The 18904-nt window shown below is 68.5% G+C and carries 16 protein-coding genes; 6 read left to right on the top strand and 10 right to left on the bottom strand.

All coding sequences use genetic code 11. The annotated features are described in order from the left end of the window. Positions 1-217 precede the first annotated feature (217 nt). Positions 218-2860: an aminopeptidase N gene (pepN, locus tag ASF65_RS09125; RefSeq protein WP_055888148.1), complete on the bottom strand. Its 2643-nt coding sequence runs from the start codon at positions 2858-2860 to the stop codon at positions 218-220. 251 nt (positions 2861-3111) lie between these two features. On the opposite strand from pepN, the gene ASF65_RS09120 reads away from it, so the two are divergent. Further along, positions 3112-4062, top strand: coding sequence for a DMT family transporter (locus tag ASF65_RS09120; protein ID WP_055888146.1), 951 nt, complete (start codon positions 3112-3114; stop codon positions 4060-4062). Positions 4063-4119: 57 nt separating this feature from the next. Here ASF65_RS09120 and ASF65_RS09115 read toward each other — a convergent pair whose 3' ends face one another. Beyond that, positions 4120-4455 (bottom strand): hypothetical protein, encoded by a 336-nt coding sequence (locus ASF65_RS09115; RefSeq protein ID WP_055888144.1) that lies wholly within the window; start codon positions 4453-4455, stop codon positions 4120-4122. A 117-nt stretch (positions 4456-4572) separates the two neighbouring features. Beyond that, on the bottom strand, positions 4573-5448 hold the full coding sequence (locus ASF65_RS09110; RefSeq protein WP_055888142.1) for a uracil-DNA glycosylase: 876 nt from the start codon (positions 5446-5448) through the stop codon (positions 4573-4575). 158 nt (positions 5449-5606) lie between these two features. On the opposite strand from ASF65_RS09110, the gene ASF65_RS09105 reads away from it, so the two are divergent. Beyond that, entirely contained in the window at positions 5607-7265 is a 1659-nt protein-coding gene (locus tag ASF65_RS09105) for an electron transfer flavoprotein-ubiquinone oxidoreductase (RefSeq protein WP_055889045.1), read from the top strand. Between the two features lie 20 nt (positions 7266-7285). Here the strand turns inward: ASF65_RS09105 and ASF65_RS09100 are convergent, their stop codons facing one another. The 3 genes from ASF65_RS09100 to ASF65_RS21345 are packed head-to-tail and all read right to left on the bottom strand — an operon-like array spanning position 7286 to position 9963. Further along, the gene (locus tag ASF65_RS09100; RefSeq protein ID WP_162239472.1) at positions 7286-8230 is read right to left on the bottom strand and encodes an endonuclease/exonuclease/phosphatase family protein; all 945 of its coding nucleotides are present in this window, start codon (positions 8228-8230) and stop codon (positions 7286-7288) included. A gap of 45 nt (positions 8231-8275) precedes the next feature. Then, complete coding sequence (locus ASF65_RS09095; protein ID WP_055888138.1) at positions 8276-9775, bottom strand: AMP nucleosidase; 1500 nt, start codon at positions 9773-9775, stop codon at positions 8276-8278. A gap of 38 nt (positions 9776-9813) precedes the next feature. Beyond that, positions 9814-9963: a hypothetical protein gene (locus ASF65_RS21345; protein WP_156369231.1), complete on the bottom strand. Its 150-nt coding sequence runs from the start codon at positions 9961-9963 to the stop codon at positions 9814-9816. A 185-nt stretch (positions 9964-10148) separates the two neighbouring features. On the opposite strand from ASF65_RS21345, the gene ASF65_RS09090 reads away from it, so the two are divergent. Then, positions 10149-10856, top strand: coding sequence for a glutathione S-transferase family protein (locus ASF65_RS09090; protein ID WP_055888136.1), 708 nt, complete (start codon positions 10149-10151; stop codon positions 10854-10856). A 4-nt stretch (positions 10857-10860) separates the two neighbouring features. On the opposite strand, the gene ASF65_RS09085 is transcribed toward ASF65_RS09090, so the two are convergent. The 3 genes from ASF65_RS09085 to ASF65_RS09075 all read right to left on the bottom strand — a co-directional run bounded on the left by ASF65_RS09085 (position 10861) and on the right by ASF65_RS09075 (position 12788). Next, positions 10861-11991 (bottom strand): acyltransferase, encoded by a 1131-nt coding sequence (locus tag ASF65_RS09085; protein ID WP_055888134.1) that lies wholly within the window; start codon positions 11989-11991, stop codon positions 10861-10863. Continuing rightward, on the bottom strand, positions 11991-12341 hold the full coding sequence (locus ASF65_RS09080; protein WP_055888131.1) for a DUF2147 domain-containing protein: 351 nt from the start codon (positions 12339-12341) through the stop codon (positions 11991-11993). The genes ASF65_RS09085 and ASF65_RS09080 overlap by 1 nt, the downstream gene beginning before the upstream one ends. A 102-nt stretch (positions 12342-12443) precedes the next feature. Further along, the gene (locus ASF65_RS09075) at positions 12444-12788 is read right to left on the bottom strand and encodes a DUF2147 domain-containing protein (RefSeq protein WP_055888129.1); all 345 of its coding nucleotides are present in this window, start codon (positions 12786-12788) and stop codon (positions 12444-12446) included. A 333-nt stretch (positions 12789-13121) separates the two neighbouring features. Between ASF65_RS09075 and ASF65_RS09070 the strand changes: the two genes are divergently transcribed. Then, on the top strand, positions 13122-13394 hold the full coding sequence (locus ASF65_RS09070; RefSeq protein WP_055888128.1) for a hypothetical protein: 273 nt from the start codon (positions 13122-13124) through the stop codon (positions 13392-13394). 10 nt (positions 13395-13404) lie between these two features. Here the strand turns inward: ASF65_RS09070 and ASF65_RS09065 are convergent, their stop codons facing one another. Beyond that, complete coding sequence (locus ASF65_RS09065; protein WP_055888126.1) at positions 13405-14502, bottom strand: pyridoxal phosphate-dependent aminotransferase; 1098 nt, start codon at positions 14500-14502, stop codon at positions 13405-13407. Positions 14503-14682: 180 nt separating this feature from the next. On the opposite strand from ASF65_RS09065, the gene ASF65_RS09060 reads away from it, so the two are divergent. Then, the gene (locus ASF65_RS09060) at positions 14683-15807 is read left to right on the top strand and encodes a DNA repair exonuclease (RefSeq protein ID WP_055888124.1); all 1125 of its coding nucleotides are present in this window, start codon (positions 14683-14685) and stop codon (positions 15805-15807) included. Between the two features lie 4 nt (positions 15808-15811). Beyond that, positions 15812-18442, top strand: coding sequence for an AAA family ATPase (locus tag ASF65_RS20800; protein WP_082505337.1), 2631 nt, complete (start codon positions 15812-15814; stop codon positions 18440-18442). Positions 18443-18904: the final 462 nt, after the last annotated feature.

The following is an 18904-nucleotide window of genomic DNA, read 5'->3' as shown; positions in this document are numbered from 1 at the left end:
CCCATCCCTCGTCGCCGCATGCGACCCGGGCGCCGCAAGCCCGAATCCGAGGGTTAATGAATCAGACGAGGACTCGCTTGTCCAGAAGCGCGGGACGAGCGAGGGGGTGCGATGCAATCCTGATTTCTGATTGTTGCACGGGATCAACAGGGGTTATCCGCACCTTTCGCAGGACTTGGTTAACGAACCATTTCCTGCGAAAATTTTCATCGGCATGTCATGTCAACGTGCGGTCGAGAATGTCGCGCAGATCCCGCGAGAGTTCCGGCCGGCTCGCAAGCGCCGACAGCGCGGCCCGCGCCTCCTCCTGCCGAACCGGCTCGAAGGCGCGCCAGGACCGGAAGGCCGTGGCCAGCCGGGCGGCGGTCTGCGGATTGAGCCGGTCGAGTTCGCCGAGCCGCTCCGCCGTCCAGCGATAACCGGCGCCGTCGGCACGATGGAAGACGCGCGGATTGCCGGTCGCGAACCCGCCGATGAGGGCCCGCGCGCGGTTGGGATTGGCCATCGAGAACTTGGGATGCGCGGCGAGTTCCCGGACGGTATCGAGCGTCGCGTCGGACGGCACCGTCGCGCGCAGGGTGAACCACTTGTCGAGGACGAGCGGGTCGTTCGCAAAGTCGGCATAGAAGCGGTCGAGCGCCCGGCTCGCTTCCGGCGTCTCGGCGAAGCGGTGGGCGAGGATCGTGGCGGCCGCCATCCGATCGGTCATGTTGTCGGCGCCCTCGAACGCTGCGGCGGCCAAGGCCGGCGTGCCGTCGGCCGCGCTCAGGTACATCAGGAGCGCGTTGGACAGCGCCCGGCGTCCGGCGCTCGCCGCGTCGGGACTGAAGCCCTCGCCCGAACGCACCAACCCGTCGCGCACCCGGCGGAAGGTCTCGGCGCCGGCCGTCGCGACCGCGCGGATCGCCGCCTCGCGCGCCTGATGGATCGCCTCCGGGTCGACGTTCGAGCCGACCAGTCGCGCGATCTCCGCCTCGCCGGGAAGCGCGATCATCAGCGCCCGCAGCGCCGGCTCGAGCCGCTCCTCGGCGGCGCACGCGACGACGGCCTCGATCAGGCTCGGATCGAGCGCCGCGCGGCCCGCGCCAGCCGTCGAGGCTGCCCGCAGGGCCTCGCCCATGAGATCGGTGAGCGCGCGCCAGCGTCCGAAGCCGTTCGGATCGAGGCGGGCAAGGGCGAGACGGTCCTCGTAGGCCTGTTCGTGGCGCAGCGTGACCGGCGCGGAAAAGTCGCGCAGGATCGATAGGCGCGGGCGCTCGGGAAGGTCGGAGAATACGACCTCGGCCTCGGCGGTGATGAGATGGATCACGTCGCCCTCGACATCGGCCGTGCCCGCCGTCGGCTCGGCCGCAAGGTCGTCGCCGTCGCGCCCGACCAGCCCAAAACGGACCGGAATGTGCATCGGCTCGGTGCCCGTGCCGGCCGCCCCGCGGGCAAGGTTCTGGCGAAGCGACACGGTCAGCTGCCCATCGGCGAAGTGCTCGGCGACATGCAGTTCCGGCGTGCCGGCCTGGTCGTACCAGAGCGCGAACTGCGACAGGTCGGCGCCGGTCGCCTCCGCGAAGCAGGCGAGGAAGTCCTCGATCGTCGCGGCGTCGCCGTCGTGGCGCGCGAAGTAGAGGTCCATGCCGGCGCGAAAGCCCTCCTCGCCGAGGATGGTCGCCAGCATGCGCACGAGTTCCGAGCCCTTCTCATAGACCGTCGCCGTGTAGAAGTTGTTGATCTCGCGATACTGGCGCGGCCGGACCGGGTGCTGGAGAGGACCCTGATCCTCCGGAAACTGCTGCGCCTTCAGCCCGTGCACCGAGGCGATGCGCTTGACGGTGCGCGAGCGCTCGTCGGCGCTGAACTCCTGGTCGCGATAGACGGTCAGCCCTTCCTTCAGGCACAGCTGGAACCAGTCGCGGCAGGTGATGCGGTTGCCCGTCCAGTTGTGGAAGTACTCATGGGCGATCACGGTCTCGACGCCCGCATAGTCGCCGTCCGTCGCCGTATCGGGCGCCAGAAGCACGTACTTGTGGTTGAAGACGTTGAGGCCCTTGTTCTCCATCGCCCCCATGTTGAAGTCGGAGATCGCGACGATGTTGAAGACGTCGAGATCGTATTCCCGCCCGAACCGCCGCTCGTCCCAGACCATCGAACGCTTCAGCGCGTCCATCGCGTAAGCCGCACGATCCGCAAGGCCAAGCTCGGTGTAGATCGCGAGATCCACCGCGCGCCCGCTCTGCGTTTCGAACGTGTCGGTCAGGACGTCGAGCCGCCCCGCGACGAGCGCGAAGAGATAGGAGGGCTTGGGGTGCGGATCGTCCCAGACTGCATAGTGCCGGCCGCCCTCGAGATCGCCGTGTTCGCCGGGATTGCCGTTCGACAGGAGGATCGGCGCCGCCTCGCGATCCGCCTCGATCCGCACGCGGTAGGTGGCGAGAACGTCGGGGCGATCGAGGAAGTAGGTGATGCGGCGGAAGCCCTCCGCCTCGCACTGGGTGCACCACACGCCGTTCGAGCGGTAGAGGCCCATCAGCTCGGTGTTGGTCTCCGGCGTCAGCCGCGTCGCGATCGTCAGGGTGAAGGGTCCGGAGGGCGGCAGGTCGCGGATCGTCAGCCGGTCCGGCGTCGCCTCGAAGCGCCCGGCCCCGATCGCCAACCCGTTGCACTCGAGGGCGGTGAGCGTCAGCGCGTCGCCGTCCAGCACCAGCGGCTCGGCGGTGTCGGTGCCCGCGGCCCGCTCCATCTCGATCGAGGTCTCGACATCGGTGTGGCCATCGTTCAGCGAGAAACGCATGTCGACGTGGCGGATGCGGAACGCGGGCGGACGATAGTCCGAAAGGCGGATCACCTGTCCGTCGTCGGTGCGCTGCATGGCTCGTGCCTTTCCCATCTCGATCCGACCGGGATAGTCGCCATGCCGGCGCTTGCCAACGGCAAACCGCGTTCACGCCCCCGCGCCCTTCGTCGCGAAAGGTGAGGCGTGGTGAACGTTTGGGGCCTCGACCCGCAGGACGGGCGCGCCTAAGAGTGCGCCGTAGCCATCCTGCATGACGGGCATGATGGCGATCGCCCCGTCCGAGGCGCGAAGGTCGCGCCTGTTCCAGCCGAAGTCGATCCGCCGCCATGAACGCCCCGCTGCACCACGCGCCCGCCCTCAAGCCCATGCTGGGCATCGGCCTGAAAGTGGTCTCGGTCACTGTGTTCGTGGGCATGCAGACGTCGCTGAAGGCGCTCGGCACCGACATTCCGGCCGGGCAGCTCGTCTTCTTCCGCTCCTTCTTCGCGATGGTGCCGGTGCTCGCCTACCTCTGCTGGCTCGGCACCCTGCGGACGGCCTTCCACACGCGCGACATCGGCGGCCATTTCGTGCGCGGCGCCATCGGGGTCACGTCGATGGCGCTCGGCTTCTATGCGATCGGCCGGCTGCCGTATCCCGAATGGATCACGATCTCCTACGCCTCGCCGCTCCTGACCGTGGTGTTCGCGGCGATCATCCTGCGCGAGCAGGTTGGGCGCTTCCGCTGGACCGCGGTCCTCGTCGGCCTGTGCGGGATCGTGGTGGTGATCGCGCCGAACTTCTCGCTCGACCTCGGCACCCTGTCGAACGAGGAGCGGCTCGGCATGCTGGCCTCGCTCGCGGGGGCGGCGTTTGCGGCGGTCGCGATGATCCAGGTCCGTCGCCTCGTGCGCACCGAGCCGACGACGACGATCGTGGTCTATTTTTCGCTGTGCTCAAGCGTCATCGCGCTCGTCAGCCTCCCGTTCGGCTGGGTCTGGCCGACCCCCTGGCAGGCGACGCTCCTGATCCTCGCCGGCATCTTCGGCGGCGTCGGACAACTCCTGCTGACGGCCTGCTACCGCTATGCGGAAGCCTCCACCATCGCGCCGTTCGAATACACATCAATGCTGATGGCGGTCACGATCGGAGCGACGGTGTTCGGCGAGGTCGCGAGCCCGACGACGCTGATCGGCGCGACCATCGTCGTGTCGGCTGGCGTCTTCATCATCCTGCGCGAGCACCGGCTCGGCCTCGAGCGCCGCCGCGCGCGCAGCGCCTCGCCGCCCCAAACATGAGAAAGGGCACGAACCCTCAAAGGTTCGCGCCCCGTCGCTGTTCGAGACGTCAGGAACTCAGTACCCGAAGTACCAGTTCTTGCTGCCCTTGTTGTAGTTGTAGAAGGCAGCACCCGACCCCGGAATGCCGAAGCTGGACGGCGCTGCGTCCTCCGGTTGCTGGGCCTGCGACCGACCGTAGCTCTGCCGGTTCGGGGCACCGTAGGTCGCGCTGTCGGCCGAGCGTACGCCCTGCTTGCGCTGCTGGTCCCACATCTTCTCCTGCCGGTCGTGCTGGTAACGAACGGCCTTCTCCTGACCCGTCATGACGTGTTTGGTCTGCTGGGCCATCGCCGAGCCTGCAAGGCCCGTGGTGGCGATCAGGGCGGCTGCGATCATGGCTTTGGTCTTCATGATCGAAACTCCTCATCGTTGACTGGCGCCGGTCGCTCCCTTCGGCAGCCGGCTTCACCGTTAGTCCGCCCCGTTAACGCACGGCACACGTCCGGGTTTCACAAAAAACGATAAGCGTCACATATTGTTTCGATGGGGTGTCGCCGGTTCAGCGAGCTTGTCCCGTAGCGTCTGCAGGTCGCGCCATGCGAGGCGCTTCTGCATCGGCTGGCGCAGAAGGAAGGCGGGATGCAGGATCGGCAGGACCGGCAGTTCAAGACCGCCGGGTGTCGTCAGGCTGAGCCAGCGCCCCCGTAGGCGGGTGATGCCTTCATCGGTGCGAAGCAGCGCGCGGCAGGACGACGAGCCGACCGACACGACGACGCGCGGGCGGACGAGCTCGATGTGGCGCAGCGTGAAGGGGAGGCACGCTTCCGTCTCGGCCGGCGTCGGGGCGCGGTTGCCGGGCGGCCGCCACGGTACGGTGTTGGTGACACGCACGGCGTCCCGCTCGATCCCGATCGTCGCCAGCATCCGGTTGAGAAGCTGGCCGGATTTGCCAACGAACGGCTCGCCCGCGAGATCCTCGTCGCGCCCCGGCGCCTCGCCGACGAACATCACGTCGGCATCCTCGGCGCCGTTTCCGAAGACGAGATTCTTGGCCGTCTGCCGGAGCCCGCAGCCCGTGAACGCGGCCAGCATCTCGCGCAACTCACCAAGGGTCTGCGCGCGCACCGCCTGATCTCGCGCATCCGCCGCCGACGTCGCGTCGGCATCGGGCGCGATGGGGGCGGGACGGGCGGCGACCGCCGGACGGGTGGCCGGGGCGGGGGGCTGCGCCGGCTTCGGTTTTGCTTCCGCCGCGGGGCTCCGTCGCCGCGATGCCTCCGCCTCGGTCTCGGCGAAACGATCGCGCGGCGTCTCGCCGACGAAGGTGGAGATGCCGGCCTGTTCGTACCAGGCCAGCACGGCACGCCATTCGTCCAAGGGAGCTGTCGCGTCGGTTATAGACATGCCGCACCATACCGGCGATCCAATGGAAACGCACGCATTCGTCACCGCCGATGACGTTTACGTAAGAATGTCGCGTGTCGCTTCCGGGAAATCTCCTGTATGAGCGGCCTCAACCATTTGGACCTATTCCAGACTCGATCCGAGGGAGGACGTTGCCCGTGTCAGAGACAGCCGCCGAGCGCGAGTCGATGGAGTTCGACGTGGTCATCGTGGGGGCGGGCCCGGCGGGCCTGTCGGCCGCGATCCGTCTGAAGCAGGTGAACCCCGACCTGTCCGTCGTCGTCCTGGAGAAGGGCTCCGAGGTCGGCGCGCATATCCTGTCCGGCTGCGTGCTCGACCCGTCCTCGCTCGACACGCTCCTGCCGGAGTGGCGTTCCGAGGAGACGCCGATCCGCCAGCGCGTGACGGCCGACAAGTTCTACGTCTACGGCCCCCACGGCTCGGTGCGCCTGCCGAATTTCGGCCTGCCGAAGCTCATGGACAACCACGACAACTACGTCGTCTCGCTTGGTCTCGTCTGCAAATGGCTGGCGGAGAAGGCCGAAGCGCTCGGCGTCGAGATCTATCCGGGCTTTGCGGCCAGCGAGATCCTGTTCGACGAGGCGGGGGCCGTGCGCGGCGTCGCCACCGGCGACATGGGGATCGAGCGTTCGGGCGAGCCGGGCCCGAACTACCAGCCGGGCATGGAACTGATCGGCAAGTACGTGCTGATCGGCGAAGGCGTGCGTGGCTCGCTCGCCAAGCAGCTGATCGCGCGCTTCGACCTCGCAAGGGAAGCCGACGCGCCGAAGTTCGGCATCGGCATCAAGGAACTCTGGCAGATCGACCCGGCCAAGGCGAAGCCCGGGCTGATCCAGCACTCGTTCGGCTGGCCGCTCGATAGGAAGACCGGCGGTGGCTCGTTCCTCTACCACCTCGAGAACAATCAGGTTTACGTCGGCTTCGTAGTCCACCTGAACTACGCGAACCCCTATCTCAATCCGTTCGAGGAGTTCCAGCGCTTCAAGACGCATCCGGACATCGCCGAGTTGCTCGAAGGCGGTAAGCGCCTGTCCTACGGCGCGCGGGCGATCTCGGAGGGCGGCTACCAGTCGGTGCCGAAGCTCGTCTTCCCGGGCGGCGCGCTCCTCGGCTGCTCGGCCGGCTTCGTCAACGTGCCGCGCATCAAGGGCGTGCACAACGCGATCTCCAGCGGAATGCAGGCCGCCGAGGCCGCCGCCGAAGCGATCGCGTCGGGCCGCGCGCAGGACGAGCTAGCCCCCTACGAGGCCGGCTGGCGTTCGTCGCCGATCGGGCGCGATCTCTTCCGCGTGCGCAACGTCAAGCCGCTCTGGTCGAAATACGGCACCGCGCTCGGCATCGTCGCCGGTGGCCTCGACATGTGGGCGCACCAGCTGATTGGCCGCTCGCTGTTCGGCACGCTAAAGCACGGCAAGACCGACGCGGCCGCGACCGAGCCGGTGGCCAAGCACAAGCCGATCGCCTATCCGAAGCCCGACGGCGTGCTGACCTTCGACAAGACCTCGTCGGTGTTCCTGTCCAACACCAACCACGAGGAGGACCAGCCGGTCCATCTCAAGGTGAAGGATATGCACCTGCAGAAGGCGTCCGAGCACGACGTCTATGCCGGCCTGTCGCAGCGCTACTGCCCGGCCGGCGTCTACGAGTGGATCGAGGAGGGTGCGGACGCGCCGCGCTACCAGATCAACGCGCAGAACTGCGTCCACTGCAAGACGTGCGACATCAAGGATCCGAACGGCAACATCACCTGGGTCCCGCCGCAGGGCGCCGAAGGGCCGGTCTACGGCACGATGTGAGGCGGGTTCGCCCGCCTGCCTCAGCGGGCGGCGACCGCGGTCGTCTCGGCTTCAAGCGCGACCGAGAACCGCACGAGGACCGGAAGGTGGTCGGAGGCCGTCGCCGCCGGCCGCTCGACGCTGTGGATCGTGATCGTCGGCGAGGCGAGGAGATTGTCGATTCCGAGACCGACGAGCCGCGCGGCTTCCGCCGGCAGGCCTTCGAGCATCCACGTCGGCCCGATGCCTTGCACAACGCGCGTGTTCGTCGTCTTCGCATACGTATCGAGGAAGGCGCTCCAGCCGGCGGCGTTGAAGTCGCCCGCCAGGATCAGCGGCGCCGGCAGGGCGGCGAGCATCTCGCGCGCGCTGTCGAAGCGCCGCCATTGGCTACGCGGCCAGGGCCAGAGCTGGTGGTGCGAGGCGATGGTGACGGCGGTGCCGTTGAGATCGATGCGCGCGGCGGCGAGCGAGTCGCCGACATCGCAGATCGGCGTCGAGCCTTCCACGAAGGGACGGCGCGAGAGAATGGCGGAATCGCCGTGGAAGCCGTCGGCCTCCAAACACACGGCCTGATGGGGGTAGCTCGCCTCCAGCGGGGCGAGCGCCTCGCGCCAGTCGCCGGTCAGTTCCTGCAGGGTGATGATGTCGGGCCGCGTCTCGGCGATCCGCCGGATCGCTTCCGCCCGGTCGCCGGCGTTCCAGAGAAGGTTCATCTGGAGTAGCGTGTAGACGGGTCTCCCATCCCCCGGCTCGGGCCGCATCGGCAGGACGTAGGGCGCGACGCTCCATAGCGAAACACCCGCCACGACGAGGCCGACCGCGCTGCCGACCCAGTGGCCGAGGAAAAGGCTGAGGATCGAGAGGGCGAGGAGCGCGGCCGCGGCATGGGCGCGGAAGTGCGAGAACGTGTCGAGCGGACGCGCGAAGCCGCCGAGGAAGCCAAGCACCAGAAACAGCGCGGCGCCGAAAAGAAGGACGTTCACCACGCGGTGCCACCGAACCCTTGTCATGATGCGAGCGACCGGCGCCTACTGGAACGCCGACTCGAAGAAGGACCGCAGCTTGCGCGAATGAAGGCGCTCGACCGGCATGTCGGCGAGGCTCTGCATCGCGCGGATGCCGATCTGGAGATGCTGCGCCACCTGCCGCTTGTAGAATTCGGTCGCCATGCCGGGCAGCTTCAGTTCGCCGTGCAGCGGCTTGTCGGACACGCAGAGGAGCGTGCCGTAGGGCACGCGTAGGCGATAGCCGTTGGCCGCGATGGTCGCCGATTCCATGTCGAGCGCGACGGCGCGAGACTTCGACAGGCGCTCCACCGGCTCGGTCTGGTCGCGCAGCTCCCAGTTGCGGTTATCGATCGTGGCCACCGTGCCGGTGCGCATGATGCGCTTGAGATCGTAGCCCTCGAGCCCTGTCACGTCGGCGACGGCCTGTTCCAGCGCGACCTGCACCTCGGCGAGCGGCGGGATCGGGACCCAGGCGGGCAGGTCGGCATCCAGCACATGGTCTTCGCGGACATAGGCGTGGGCGAGGACATAGTCACCGAGCGCCTGCGTGTTGCGAAGGCCGGCGCAGTGCCCGAGCATCAGCCAGGCGTGGGGGCGCAGCACCGCGACGTGGTCGGTGATCGTCTTGGCGTTCGACGGCCCGACGCCGATGTTGATCATGGTGATGCCGTTCGAGCCCGGCCGCGTCAGGTGGTAGGCGGGCATCTGCGGCAGGCGCTGGGGCGCGAGGCCGCGCTCCGGTTCGGTGGCGCCCGCCAGGGTGACCACGTTGCCCGGCTCGACGAAGCTCTCGTAGCCGTGGCCGCCATCCTCCATCAGCGAGCGCGCCATGGCGCAGAATTCATCGACATAGAACTGGTAGTTCGTGAAGAGCACGAAGTTCTGAAAGTGCTGCGGGCTGGTCGCCGTGTAGTGCGCGAGGCGCAGGAGCGAGTAGTCCACACGCTGCGCCGTGAAGGGCGCCAGCGGCAGCGGCTCGCCAGGCTTCGGCACGAAGTTGCCGTTGACGATCCGGTCGTCGGTGGCCTCGAGGTCGGGCACGTCGAAGATGTCGCGCAGCGGCTTGTCGAGGCGTTCGGCCCGCGCCCCGTCGACATAGGTTCCTTCCGGCAGCGCGAAATGCAGCGGGATCGGGGTCTTCGACAGGCCGACCTCGATCGGCTGGCCGTGGTTTTTCAGAAGCTGCTCGAACTGCTGGACGAGATAGTCGCCGAAGAGCTCCGGACGGGTGATCGTGGTGGCGTAGTGGCCGGGGCCGGGGACGAAGCCGAAGGACAGGCGCGAATCGACGCGCGCGTGGCCCGCCGTGCGGATCGCGACCTGCGGGTAGAAGGCCCGGTAGCGGCGCGACGTGTCGCTGGTCTCCAGCACCTCGTCGAAGCTCTCGCACAGGAATTCGACCGAGGCGGCGTAGATGCGCCGCAGGGCTTCGACCGCTGCCTCCGCATCGAGAAAGGCCTTCGCCGCGATCGACGGAGGCGTCAGGGGTTCGGGGGCGGGCTGCGCGAAACGGTCGGTCATGGCCCTTTCTAGCGGAGGACCGTGACAGGCGAAATGGGTCAGCGAACGCAGACGGCACCCTGGTCGTAGCAGCCGTGGCTGACGGTCGCGACCGGGCTGTGCGCGGCGCGGTCGCGCTCCACCAACGTCGAGAAGCTGACGGCGAAGAGGGCGAGCAGCGAGGTGACAACGGACAGGCGGACGATCATGGCACTCTCCCATAAATCTGCGACGCGCGATCTTTGCGTGCCCAAGCTGAATTCGGGCTGGCGTCACCGTTCAGCGGGCGTTCACGCAGTGTCTGTCCTGTCCTCGCTCGCCAAGCGGTCGCTTCCGCCCCACCTGATGCGACGACGCGCGAGGTTCGGCGTCGACGAGACAGTCTGGAGGCCGCATGGTCGAGCAAACGAAGTCCATCGAACTGCACTACTGGCCGACGCCGAACGGCTGGAAGGTGTCGATCCTTCTGGAGGAACTCGGCGTCCCCTACGATCTGAAGCTCGTGAACATCGGCGCCGGCGACCAGTTCAAGCCGGAGTTCCTGGCGATCGCGCCGAACAACCGGATGCCGGCGATCGTCGATCCCGAAGGCCCGGGCGGCCAGCCGATCTCGGTCTTCGAGTCCGGCGCGATTCTCCAGTACCTCGCGCGCAAGTTCGGCCGCTACTATCCGACCGACGAGCGCCGGCGCGTCGCGGTGGACGAGTGGCTGTTCTGGCAGGTCGGGGGTCTCGGGCCGATGGCGGGACAGGCGCATCACTTCCGTCAGTATGCGCCGGAGAAGATCGCCTACGGCATCGACCGATACACCAACGAGGTCAATCGCTTGTACGGCGTCATGAACAAGCGGCTTCAGGACCGCGAGTTCCTGGCCGACGAGTATTCGATCGCCGACATGGCCTGCGTCGGCTGGATCGTCCCGCACAAGAACCAGGGGCAGAACCTTGACGACTTCCCCAACCTGAAGCGCTGGTTCGAGACGCTGAACGCCCGTCCGGCGGTCGAGAAGGGGCTGGCCGTCGGCAAGGAGGAGCGCGAGCGGCTGAACCTCGCGCAGGACAAGAACGCCCAGAGCGTTCTCTTCGGCCAGCGCGCGCGCTGACTCGTCAGGTCTTGAACAGGAAGATCACGGCGACGATCGCGTAGATGCCGACATAGATCCACGCCCAGCGGCGGAAGCTGTCGGGCGTGGATCGATCCGACCGCTTGCGCAGCCATGCGTAGAGACGCAGGTCCAGCATGCCGAGCGGGATTGCGAGGAGCAGGGCACCGACGACCGCCGCGGTCCACGCCGCCGCCCCGGTGAAGGGCAGATGGTTGTAGGTGAACGAGATCACCGGCATGTGGCAGAGGTAGAGCGCGTAGCTCCAGTCCCCGAGCTTGGTCGCCACGCGCTGGGGAACCGAGTCGTCGGCGCTGCGCGCCTCGAACGAGATCGCAAGCCCGACGAGGATCACCGCCGAAACGCCGGCAAGAAGGCGCCCCATGCCGACCGAATCCGTGCCCGGGATGGCGATGGCGGCCGCGACGGAAAGGCCGGCGAGCGCGGGATGGAAGACGTTGCGGCGCACCAGCCAGGGTATCAGCAGCCCGCCCGCGAAGGCGGCCGTCGCCGACATGAACGGGATTTCCGTCACATGGACGGCAATCCGCGCCTGATTGTCGGGGCTGACCAGCGTGCCGCCGACCGACAGCACGAGCGCGAGAAGGGCGATCGCCTCCAGCCGGCGGGCGAGACCCGCCGCGGCGACGAGAAAGAGCGCGACGTAGAAGGCCAGCTCGAACACGAGCGTCCATTCCACCATCAGCCGGTAGTTGCCGTTCTGCCCGATCGCGACGAGCGACAGCGCCCTCATGTCGAGACCCGGATTGTTCCAGAACACGAAGGGCAGGGCGACCGAGGCGATCAGGAAAATCGGGTAGATCCGCAGGATGCGGTGGATCAGGAAGTTCGGCGCTGCCGTGGTCTTCAGGATGTCGGCCATGAGGGCGCCGGAGATCGCGAAGAAGATGGCGACGCCGAGGATGCCGAAGCGATGATTGAAGATGTCGGCGAACCGGTCGTCGCCGAGCACGGCGGCGAGGTGGCCGGAGGCGTGGTAGAAGACCACGAAGAGCGCCGCGACTGCGCGCAGCCACTGGACATTGCGGTTTCGCGACCGCCGCTGGAAGACCGGCTCGTGGACGGCCTCGACGCCGCCGGCCGACGGGGCGCGAACCTGCGCGGCGGCGGACATCAGCCGGCCCCTCCGACGCGGGTCCAGACCTGCGACCGGCAGAAGACCTTGACCACACACCCGGTCAGCGTCAGCTTGTCGCCGGTGATCTCGACGCGGCCCTCGTAGCTCTTGTCGCTGCTCGGATCGACGACGGTGCCGGTATAGCGCCCGCCGCTGCCGGTGACGGTCCCGGCCGTCTTGCCCTTGTAGGCGCCCGTCCGGACGGTCGAGCAGAAGCTTCCGCCGCAAGGGCGATAGTCCACCGTCTCGCCGTTCGACAGGCGCCAGGTGCCGACGATGGCGTCGGCCGCAAGGGCGGGCCACGCGGCGGTGGCGATCGCGGCCGCCAGGGCGAGCGGGTACAGCATGGGTGGGCTCCGGAATTGACCGGGGCGAGCGATCCCCCGAAAGGGATCATCCCGTCAAGTGCGCCACCGCAATCGAGCGCCGCCCGTCTCCCGCCGTGCTGCTCAAAGGCGCGTCAGCGACTGCGAGCGGCAGATGAGCCCGCCGAGCACGCAGCCGGAGACCGAGAGCGTGTCGCCCGTCAGCTTGCCCTTGCCGGAATATTCCTTGCCGCCCTTGGTGTAGTCGGTGACCGTGCCCTGATAGGCGCCGCCGCCGGACGGGGTCATCTTGCCGAAGGTCTTGCCCTTGTTCGGGCCGTTCACGTAGGTCAGGCAGAAGCCATCGCCGCACGACGTGATGCGCGCGTCGTTGCCGGACGGCATGCGCCAGGTGCCCTCGATCGGGTCCGCCATCGCCACGCCCGTGGTCGCCGCCAGGGCCAGCATCATCACCGCCAAACGTCTCATCGCATTCTCCCATGCCGCCCCCGTCTTGAGCGCGGGATAGGCGGTTGACGCTAACGTAAATGTAAACCTCGAGACCGCCAAGAGGCAGGGGCAAAACACGATCGGCGATCATGCTGAACGGATCGCCACCCGGCATCGTGAAGCAACGGTGAAGCGAATCACGAGAAGTCCGGCAATGCAGGGGTTTGCGGAGACGAGCCTCCAAGACTTTCCAAAGGTTGAATCCTGCATTCAACTTGAATTAGCCAAGCCTTTTAAGCGCCGGTTCAAGGGACGCTGCCAATCTCGACGAAGGCACCCGAGGGGGCGCGACGGGAACAGGGAACGAGAGACATGGCACGCTTCGAACTTCTGGACGGCGACTTCGGCACCGCGCTCGGCCTTGCGGCGCCGATCGGCGAGACGCTCTTCGCGATGGGCCTGCGCTATGCTTCGGGCCGCGACGGCGAGACCGATCTCGTGTCGGCCCACATGTACTTCAACCTCGCCGACCAGATGGGCGCCGAAGAGGCCAGCGTGCACCGTCAGGACGTCGCGGCGATGATGACCAAGACCGAGATCGGACGCGCGCTGCGCCTCGCCCGCGAGTGGCTCGCCCGCAACTGACGCCGTCCGTTCAGTCCGATGCGTCCGCCAGCGAGGCCGTCAGGGCCGCCGCGAACCGGTCGAGTTCGTCGTCCCGGCCCACCGTCACGCGGATCATGCGATCGAGCGGAGCGACACCCGGCATGCGGATGAAGACCTGACGATCGAGAACGCCTTCGAGGATGCGCCGCGCATGAGGGCCGTCTCGGCCGCAGTCGATCGCCACGAAATTGGTCGCCGAGGGCAGGGGGCGAAGACCCGCCGAGGAGGCGATCTGCCCGAGCCGGTCGCGCGCCCGAACGATGCGCGTCACGACGTCCGACAGATACGCCTGGTCTTCGAGCGCCGCGACGGCGCCGGCCTGGGCCATGCGCGACACGCCGAAATGATTGCGCACCTTGTGGAAGTACGCGACCGTCTCCGCCGCGCCGAACACATAGGCCACCCGCACGCCCGCCATGCCGTACGCCTTCGAGAAGGTCCGGAACCGCAGGACGTTGGGTCGCAACTCGTTCGCCGCCGGCAGGGCCGAAGCCGGTGCCAGATCGCTGTAGGCCTCGTCGAGGACGAGAAGCGTGCCCTCCGGCACCGCATCCATCAGGCGTCGCACGGCGTCCGCCTCGTGCCAGCTGCCGGTCGGATTGTCGGGATTGGCGAAGTAGACGAGCTTCGGCCGGACCGCCTGCATCCGCTCGATCAGCGCGTCGATGTCCTCGCGGTCGTCGCGGTAGGGCACGAAGTCGAGCACGCCGCCGTGGCCGGTCACATGATAGTTGAAGGTCGGATAGGCGCCGTGCGAGGTCACCACCGCGTCGCCGGGCTCCAGCACGATCTGTGTGAGAAGGCCGAACAGGCCGTCGATGCCCTCGCCGATCACCACCTCCTCGAACCGGATGCCGAGACGATCGGCGATCGCCGAGCGCAGCGCGTGGTGCTCCGGATCGCCATAGGCCCAGCTGTCGCGCGCCGCCCGGCTCATCGCCTCGACGACCTTCGGCGAAGGGCCGAAGACGCTTTCGTTGGCGCCGAGCCGCGCCAGGAACGGGCGCCCGAGCCGCCGTTCCAGCGCTTCCGGGCCGACGAAGGGGATCGTGGCCGGCAGGGCCAGGGTGCGGGCGTTGAACGGCATGGCTTCACTCGCAGAACGGCAACCCGGCCGTTCTAATCGCTGCCGCACCGCTTGCCCAGAGCGCGTCCGCTCCACGCCAAACCCGTTGATAAGCTTGAGGGCCCGGCGTTTTCTCCTTGAAACGCCGCCTGCGTCTTACCACGCTCCGGGCATGACATCCTGCAGCCAACGAGCGTTTTCGTGATCCGCTTCGTCCACACGGCCGATTGGCAGATCGGCAAGCCGTTCGGCGGCTACCCCGACGAGACGCGCGCCGAGCTGCGCGCCGAGCGGTTCAACGCCGTGCGCCGCATCGCGGTTCTGGCGCAGGAGCGGGCGGCCGATTTCGTCGTGGTGGCGGGCGACGCGTTCGACGGCAACACGATCTCGGACCGCGACATCCAGCGCACCCTCGATGCGATGGCCGCCTTCTCCGGCCCCTGGGTCTGCCTGCCCGGCAACCACGATCCGGCCGTCAGCGTCTCGGTCTGGTCGCGCCTCCAGCGGTTCGAGCATCGCGCCCGGCTCGTGGTCGCGGACCGGCCAGCGCCGATCGAGCTGTGCGATGGTCGCGCCGTGGTGCTGCCCGCCCCGCTCGTTCGCCATCGCGAGGGGGCCGACCTCACCGAATGGTACGACATGGCCGAGACGTCCTCGCATGTGATCCGTGTCGGGCTCGCGCATGGCGCGGTCGCCAACCGGCTGCCGGCTGCGGCCGAAAGCGGCAACCCGATCGCCGACGACCGCGCCGACCGGGCCCGCCTCGACTACCTCGCGCTCGGCGACTGGCACGGCTTCCTCGAGATCGCGCCGCGCACCTTTTATTCCGGCACACCCGAGGCCGATCGCTATCCCGCCAACGAACCGGGTTTCGTGGCGCTCGTCGAGATCGACGCGCCGGGCGCCGAGCCGCGTGTCGAGACGCTGCGCACCGCGCGCTTCGATTGGCGCGCGATGGTGGTGGACGTCCACGGCGACGCCGCAGCGCTCGATCATGCGCTGGCGGCGATCGCCTCGCCGGGCGAAGCGCTGGTGGACCTCACCCTGCGCGGCACGCTCTCCTTGCGCGAGCGGATCGCCCTCGACGAGACCCTGGCCGGTTGGCAGCGGCGCCTGTTCGACCTGCGGGTGAGGGACGACGACCTTCTCGACGAGCCGGACGAGGAAGACCTCGACCGCATCGACGCGGCGGGCTTCGTGCGCACGGCTGTCGATCGGCTGCGCGCCAAGGCCGCGAGCCGCGAGGACCCGGAGCGCGCGGCGGCCGCCCTCGCTCTCCGTATGATGTTTGCCGAGCACGCCCGGCTCGGGCGCCGGGAGGCCTGAGCCGATGTATCTGCGCTCCCTGACGCTTCGCGAGTTCGCGGGCGTGTCGCAGCTGACGCTCGATCGCTTCGAGGACGGCCTCAACGTCGTGGTCGGCGACAACGAAGCCGGCAAGTCCACGGTCCTGACGGCTTTGCGGGCCGCGTTCTTCCAGAAGCACCGCTCGAGCGGCGAGGCGACGCGCGCGCTGGTGCCCTACGGCCGGCAGGTCCGGCCCGAGATCGAGATCGCCTTCTCGCTCGGCGGCACCGAATACGAACTCCGCAAGGCCTTTCTTCAGAAGCCCGAGGCGGAACTCTCCTGGCCCGGCGGCCAGCTGCAGGGCGACGCCGTGGAAGAGCGTCTCGCCGAACTCCTGCGCTTCACGCATTCGGGGGCGCGCAAGCCGAAGGAGGGCGATTTCGTCGGCACGTTCGGCCTCCTGTGGGTCGACCAGGGGCGCTCGACGGAAGGGCTCGACCTCGGTGCCGGGCGCGATGCCGTCACGGCGTCGCTCGAGGGGGAGGTCAGTCAGGTCCTCGGCGGCGAGCGCGGTCGCGCGCTTCTGGCCGCCGCCCGTGCGCGGCAGGAGCAGTTCTTCACCGAGACCCTGCGCGCCAAGGCCGGCTCGCCGCTGCGCGAGGCCGAGGAGCGGTTGGAGCGGTCGCGCGAGGAGCTGTCGCAGCGCCGGGCGGCGCTCGCCGAATATCGCGGCAAGCTCCAGCGTCTCTCGGATCGCCGCTCGGTGCTCCGGTCCTACGAGAAGGACGACGCGCTGGCGCAGGCCGCGAGCGCACTCGCCCGCGCCGAGGCCGACCAGCGTCAGCTCGGCGACCTCCGCCGCGATTGCTCGGAGGCGGAGCGCGAACTGAAGCACGCGCTCAGCCTGCGTGACCACGCCGGCGAGCGCTTGCGCCGGCGCGAAGCGCTGCTCGCGGCGCTCGCCAAGGCGACCGGCCAGGCTCAGGAAGAGCAGGCGCGACTGGCCGAGCACCGCGTCGCGGTCGACCGGGAACGGCGGCATGTCGCCGAGCTCGAGGGCACGCTCGCTCTGGCGCGCGAGGCCTTGAAGACGGCCGAGGGCGAGGCCGATGCCGCGCGTCTTGCGGACGAGCGCGCGCGCCTTGGCGACCAGATCGCAAGGCTCGACGCGCAGGTGGCCGAAGGGCGACGTCTGGCGACGCAGCTGGAGGCCGCTTCGCACTCGAGCGACGGGCGCGTCCCAACGCGCCGCGACCTCGGCGAGCTGGAAGAGACCGAACGGGCTTGCCGGGAGGCGGAAATCCGCCTGTCCGCCGCATCGCCGACCGTGACCTTCGCGCCGGACAATGCGGATGCCGCCGTGCTGATCGACGGCGTGCCGCTGACGAGCCACGAGGCTCGCGTCGTCTCTGCACCCACGAGCTTCCAGATCCCCGGCTTCGGTCGCGTCACCATCGAGCCGGGCGGCGGATCCGCCGCGCTGGCCGACGACGCGGCCCGGAGCCGCCAGCGGCTGGAGAGCCGCTTGTCCGCGCTGGGGCTCGCCAGCGTCGAGGCGGTTCGCCGTGCCTTGCGCGACGCCGAGGAGCGCGCCACCGAGACGAAGCGGCTTCGCGAGCTTCTGGCGGCCCGGCTTCCGTCGGGGCTGGAGGCGGCGGACGCCGAACTCCGTGCGCTACGCGCGGCGCAAGAGCGGTTGCCGGAAGCGCCCGACCTGTCGACCGCCGCCGTCGATCTCGATGCGGTTCGTGCGGTGGCGCAGACCGCGCGTGAACGGATGGCGCAGGTGGAGGGTGTCCTCGACGCCGCGCGGCGGGATCTGAGAAGCGCGGAAACCGATCTGGTCGGCCGGGAGGCGGGCGCCGCTCATCGCCGCGACGAGGCCGAGCGGCTGACGCGAGAGGCCGACGAGTCGGAAGCCGCCCGTACCATGGCCGCGTTGCGCGAGGATCTGGCCGCCACCGAGCTCGAGCGCGCCGCCCGCGAGGCGGTTCTCGACGCGCGGCGCCGCGCGCTCGATGCGGGCGACCCCGAAACGGTGGAGCGCACCGTCGCGGCGAAGCGCCGGGCGCGCGACGAGATCGAGCGGACGCTGAACGCCTTGCGCGGCGAAATCGCCAGCCTCGAAGGCGAGATGCGGGTGCAGGGTGCAAGCGCGCTCGACGAGGACATCGCGCGTCTGGAGGACGAGATCGAGGCGGCCGAACGCCTCCGCTCGCGCCTTGCGCTGGAGGCCGAGGCGTCGCGCCTCCTGCACCAGACCCTCCTTCAGGCGCAGCGCGAGGCGCACGAATCGTGGCTGGCGCCGATCAAGGCGCATGTGACGCCCTACCTGCGGCTGATCCATCCCGACGCCGACATCGCGCTCGACGATGCGACGCTGGAACTGACGGGCCTTCGCCGCCGTGGCGTCGACGAGGATTTCCGGCGCCTGTCGGCGGGCGCGCGCGAGCAGGTGGCTGTGGTCACGCGTCTGGCGCTTGCCGACGTCATCAAGAAGGGTGGTCACCCCGCGACCGTGATTCTCGACGACGCGCTGGTCAACACCGACGAGCGGCGGCTGGAGCGGATGCATCACGTGCTTCGCAAGGCGGCGGAAGGACTGCAGGTTATCATCCTGACCTGCCGCGAACGCGACTTCCGCGACATCGGAGCGCCCATCTTTCGCCTCTGACGCGGCGCCGGCGCGGCGGCGAACTTTCGAAGACGACAGCTGCTGCGCCTTGTCGCGCCGTCGTTCGCGCCTTGCGCGAGCGTTGCCTGCGACCGGAAAATGCCGGAAATGCAGGGATTCGGTCAGCCTCGCGCAGGCTTTCCCCCCAAATCGCCGCAATCCTTAACCGGGCGTCACCGAATTCGTGGCGTGCGTGCAACAGCGGTGTGGCCAACACGCCTCCAAGGCGGCGATATGGCGTTTCCGTGATTGCATCCCAAGCCAGCCTGAATATTCTCACGGTCAGAAGAGCGGGGGACGACCCGGACTTCTACAGGGGATGGGGCAGGGAAGGCTGTCCTTCGAAACAAAAGCCCAACCCTAACCTATAACTTGACTGGAGGTCAGGACATGAACATCAAGAGCCTTCTTCTCGGCTCCGCTGCGGCTCTCGTTGCAGTTTCCGGCGCCCACGCTGCCGAC

The sequence above is a fragment of the Aureimonas sp. Leaf324 genome (assembly GCF_001423245.1).
Classification (GTDB): domain Bacteria; phylum Pseudomonadota; class Alphaproteobacteria; order Rhizobiales; family Rhizobiaceae; genus Aureimonas.
This window is presented reverse-complemented; position numbering and strand designations above follow the sequence as displayed.

Bases quoted from the DNA above. Each gene is read 5' to 3' on its own strand.
- pepN (WP_055888148.1), bottom strand. From the start codon at position 2,860: ATGCAGCGCACCGACGACGGACAGGTGATCCGCCTTTCGGACTATCGT.
- ASF65_RS09120 (WP_055888146.1), top strand. From the start codon at position 3,112: ATGAACGCCCCGCTGCACCACGCGCCCGCCCTCAAGCCCATGCTGGGC.
- ASF65_RS09115 (WP_055888144.1), bottom strand. From the start codon at position 4,455: ATGAAGACCAAAGCCATGATCGCAGCCGCCCTGATCGCCACCACGGGC.
- ASF65_RS09110 (WP_055888142.1), bottom strand. From the start codon at position 5,448: ATGTCTATAACCGACGCGACAGCTCCCTTGGACGAATGGCGTGCCGTG.
- ASF65_RS09095 (WP_055888138.1), bottom strand. From the start codon at position 9,775: ATGACCGACCGTTTCGCGCAGCCCGCCCCCGAACCCCTGACGCCTCCG.
- ASF65_RS21345 (WP_156369231.1), bottom strand. From the start codon at position 9,963: ATGATCGTCCGCCTGTCCGTTGTCACCTCGCTGCTCGCCCTCTTCGCC.
- ASF65_RS09090 (WP_055888136.1), top strand. From the start codon at position 10,149: ATGGTCGAGCAAACGAAGTCCATCGAACTGCACTACTGGCCGACGCCG.
- ASF65_RS09085 (WP_055888134.1), bottom strand. From the start codon at position 11,991: ATGTCCGCCGCCGCGCAGGTTCGCGCCCCGTCGGCCGGCGGCGTCGAG.
- ASF65_RS09080 (WP_055888131.1), bottom strand. From the start codon at position 12,341: ATGCTGTACCCGCTCGCCCTGGCGGCCGCGATCGCCACCGCCGCGTGG.
- ASF65_RS09075 (WP_055888129.1), bottom strand. From the start codon at position 12,788: ATGAGACGTTTGGCGGTGATGATGCTGGCCCTGGCGGCGACCACGGGC.
- ASF65_RS09070 (WP_055888128.1), top strand. From the start codon at position 13,122: ATGGCACGCTTCGAACTTCTGGACGGCGACTTCGGCACCGCGCTCGGC.
- ASF65_RS09065 (WP_055888126.1), bottom strand. From the start codon at position 14,502: ATGCCGTTCAACGCCCGCACCCTGGCCCTGCCGGCCACGATCCCCTTC.
- ASF65_RS20800 (WP_082505337.1), top strand. From the start codon at position 15,812: ATGTATCTGCGCTCCCTGACGCTTCGCGAGTTCGCGGGCGTGTCGCAG.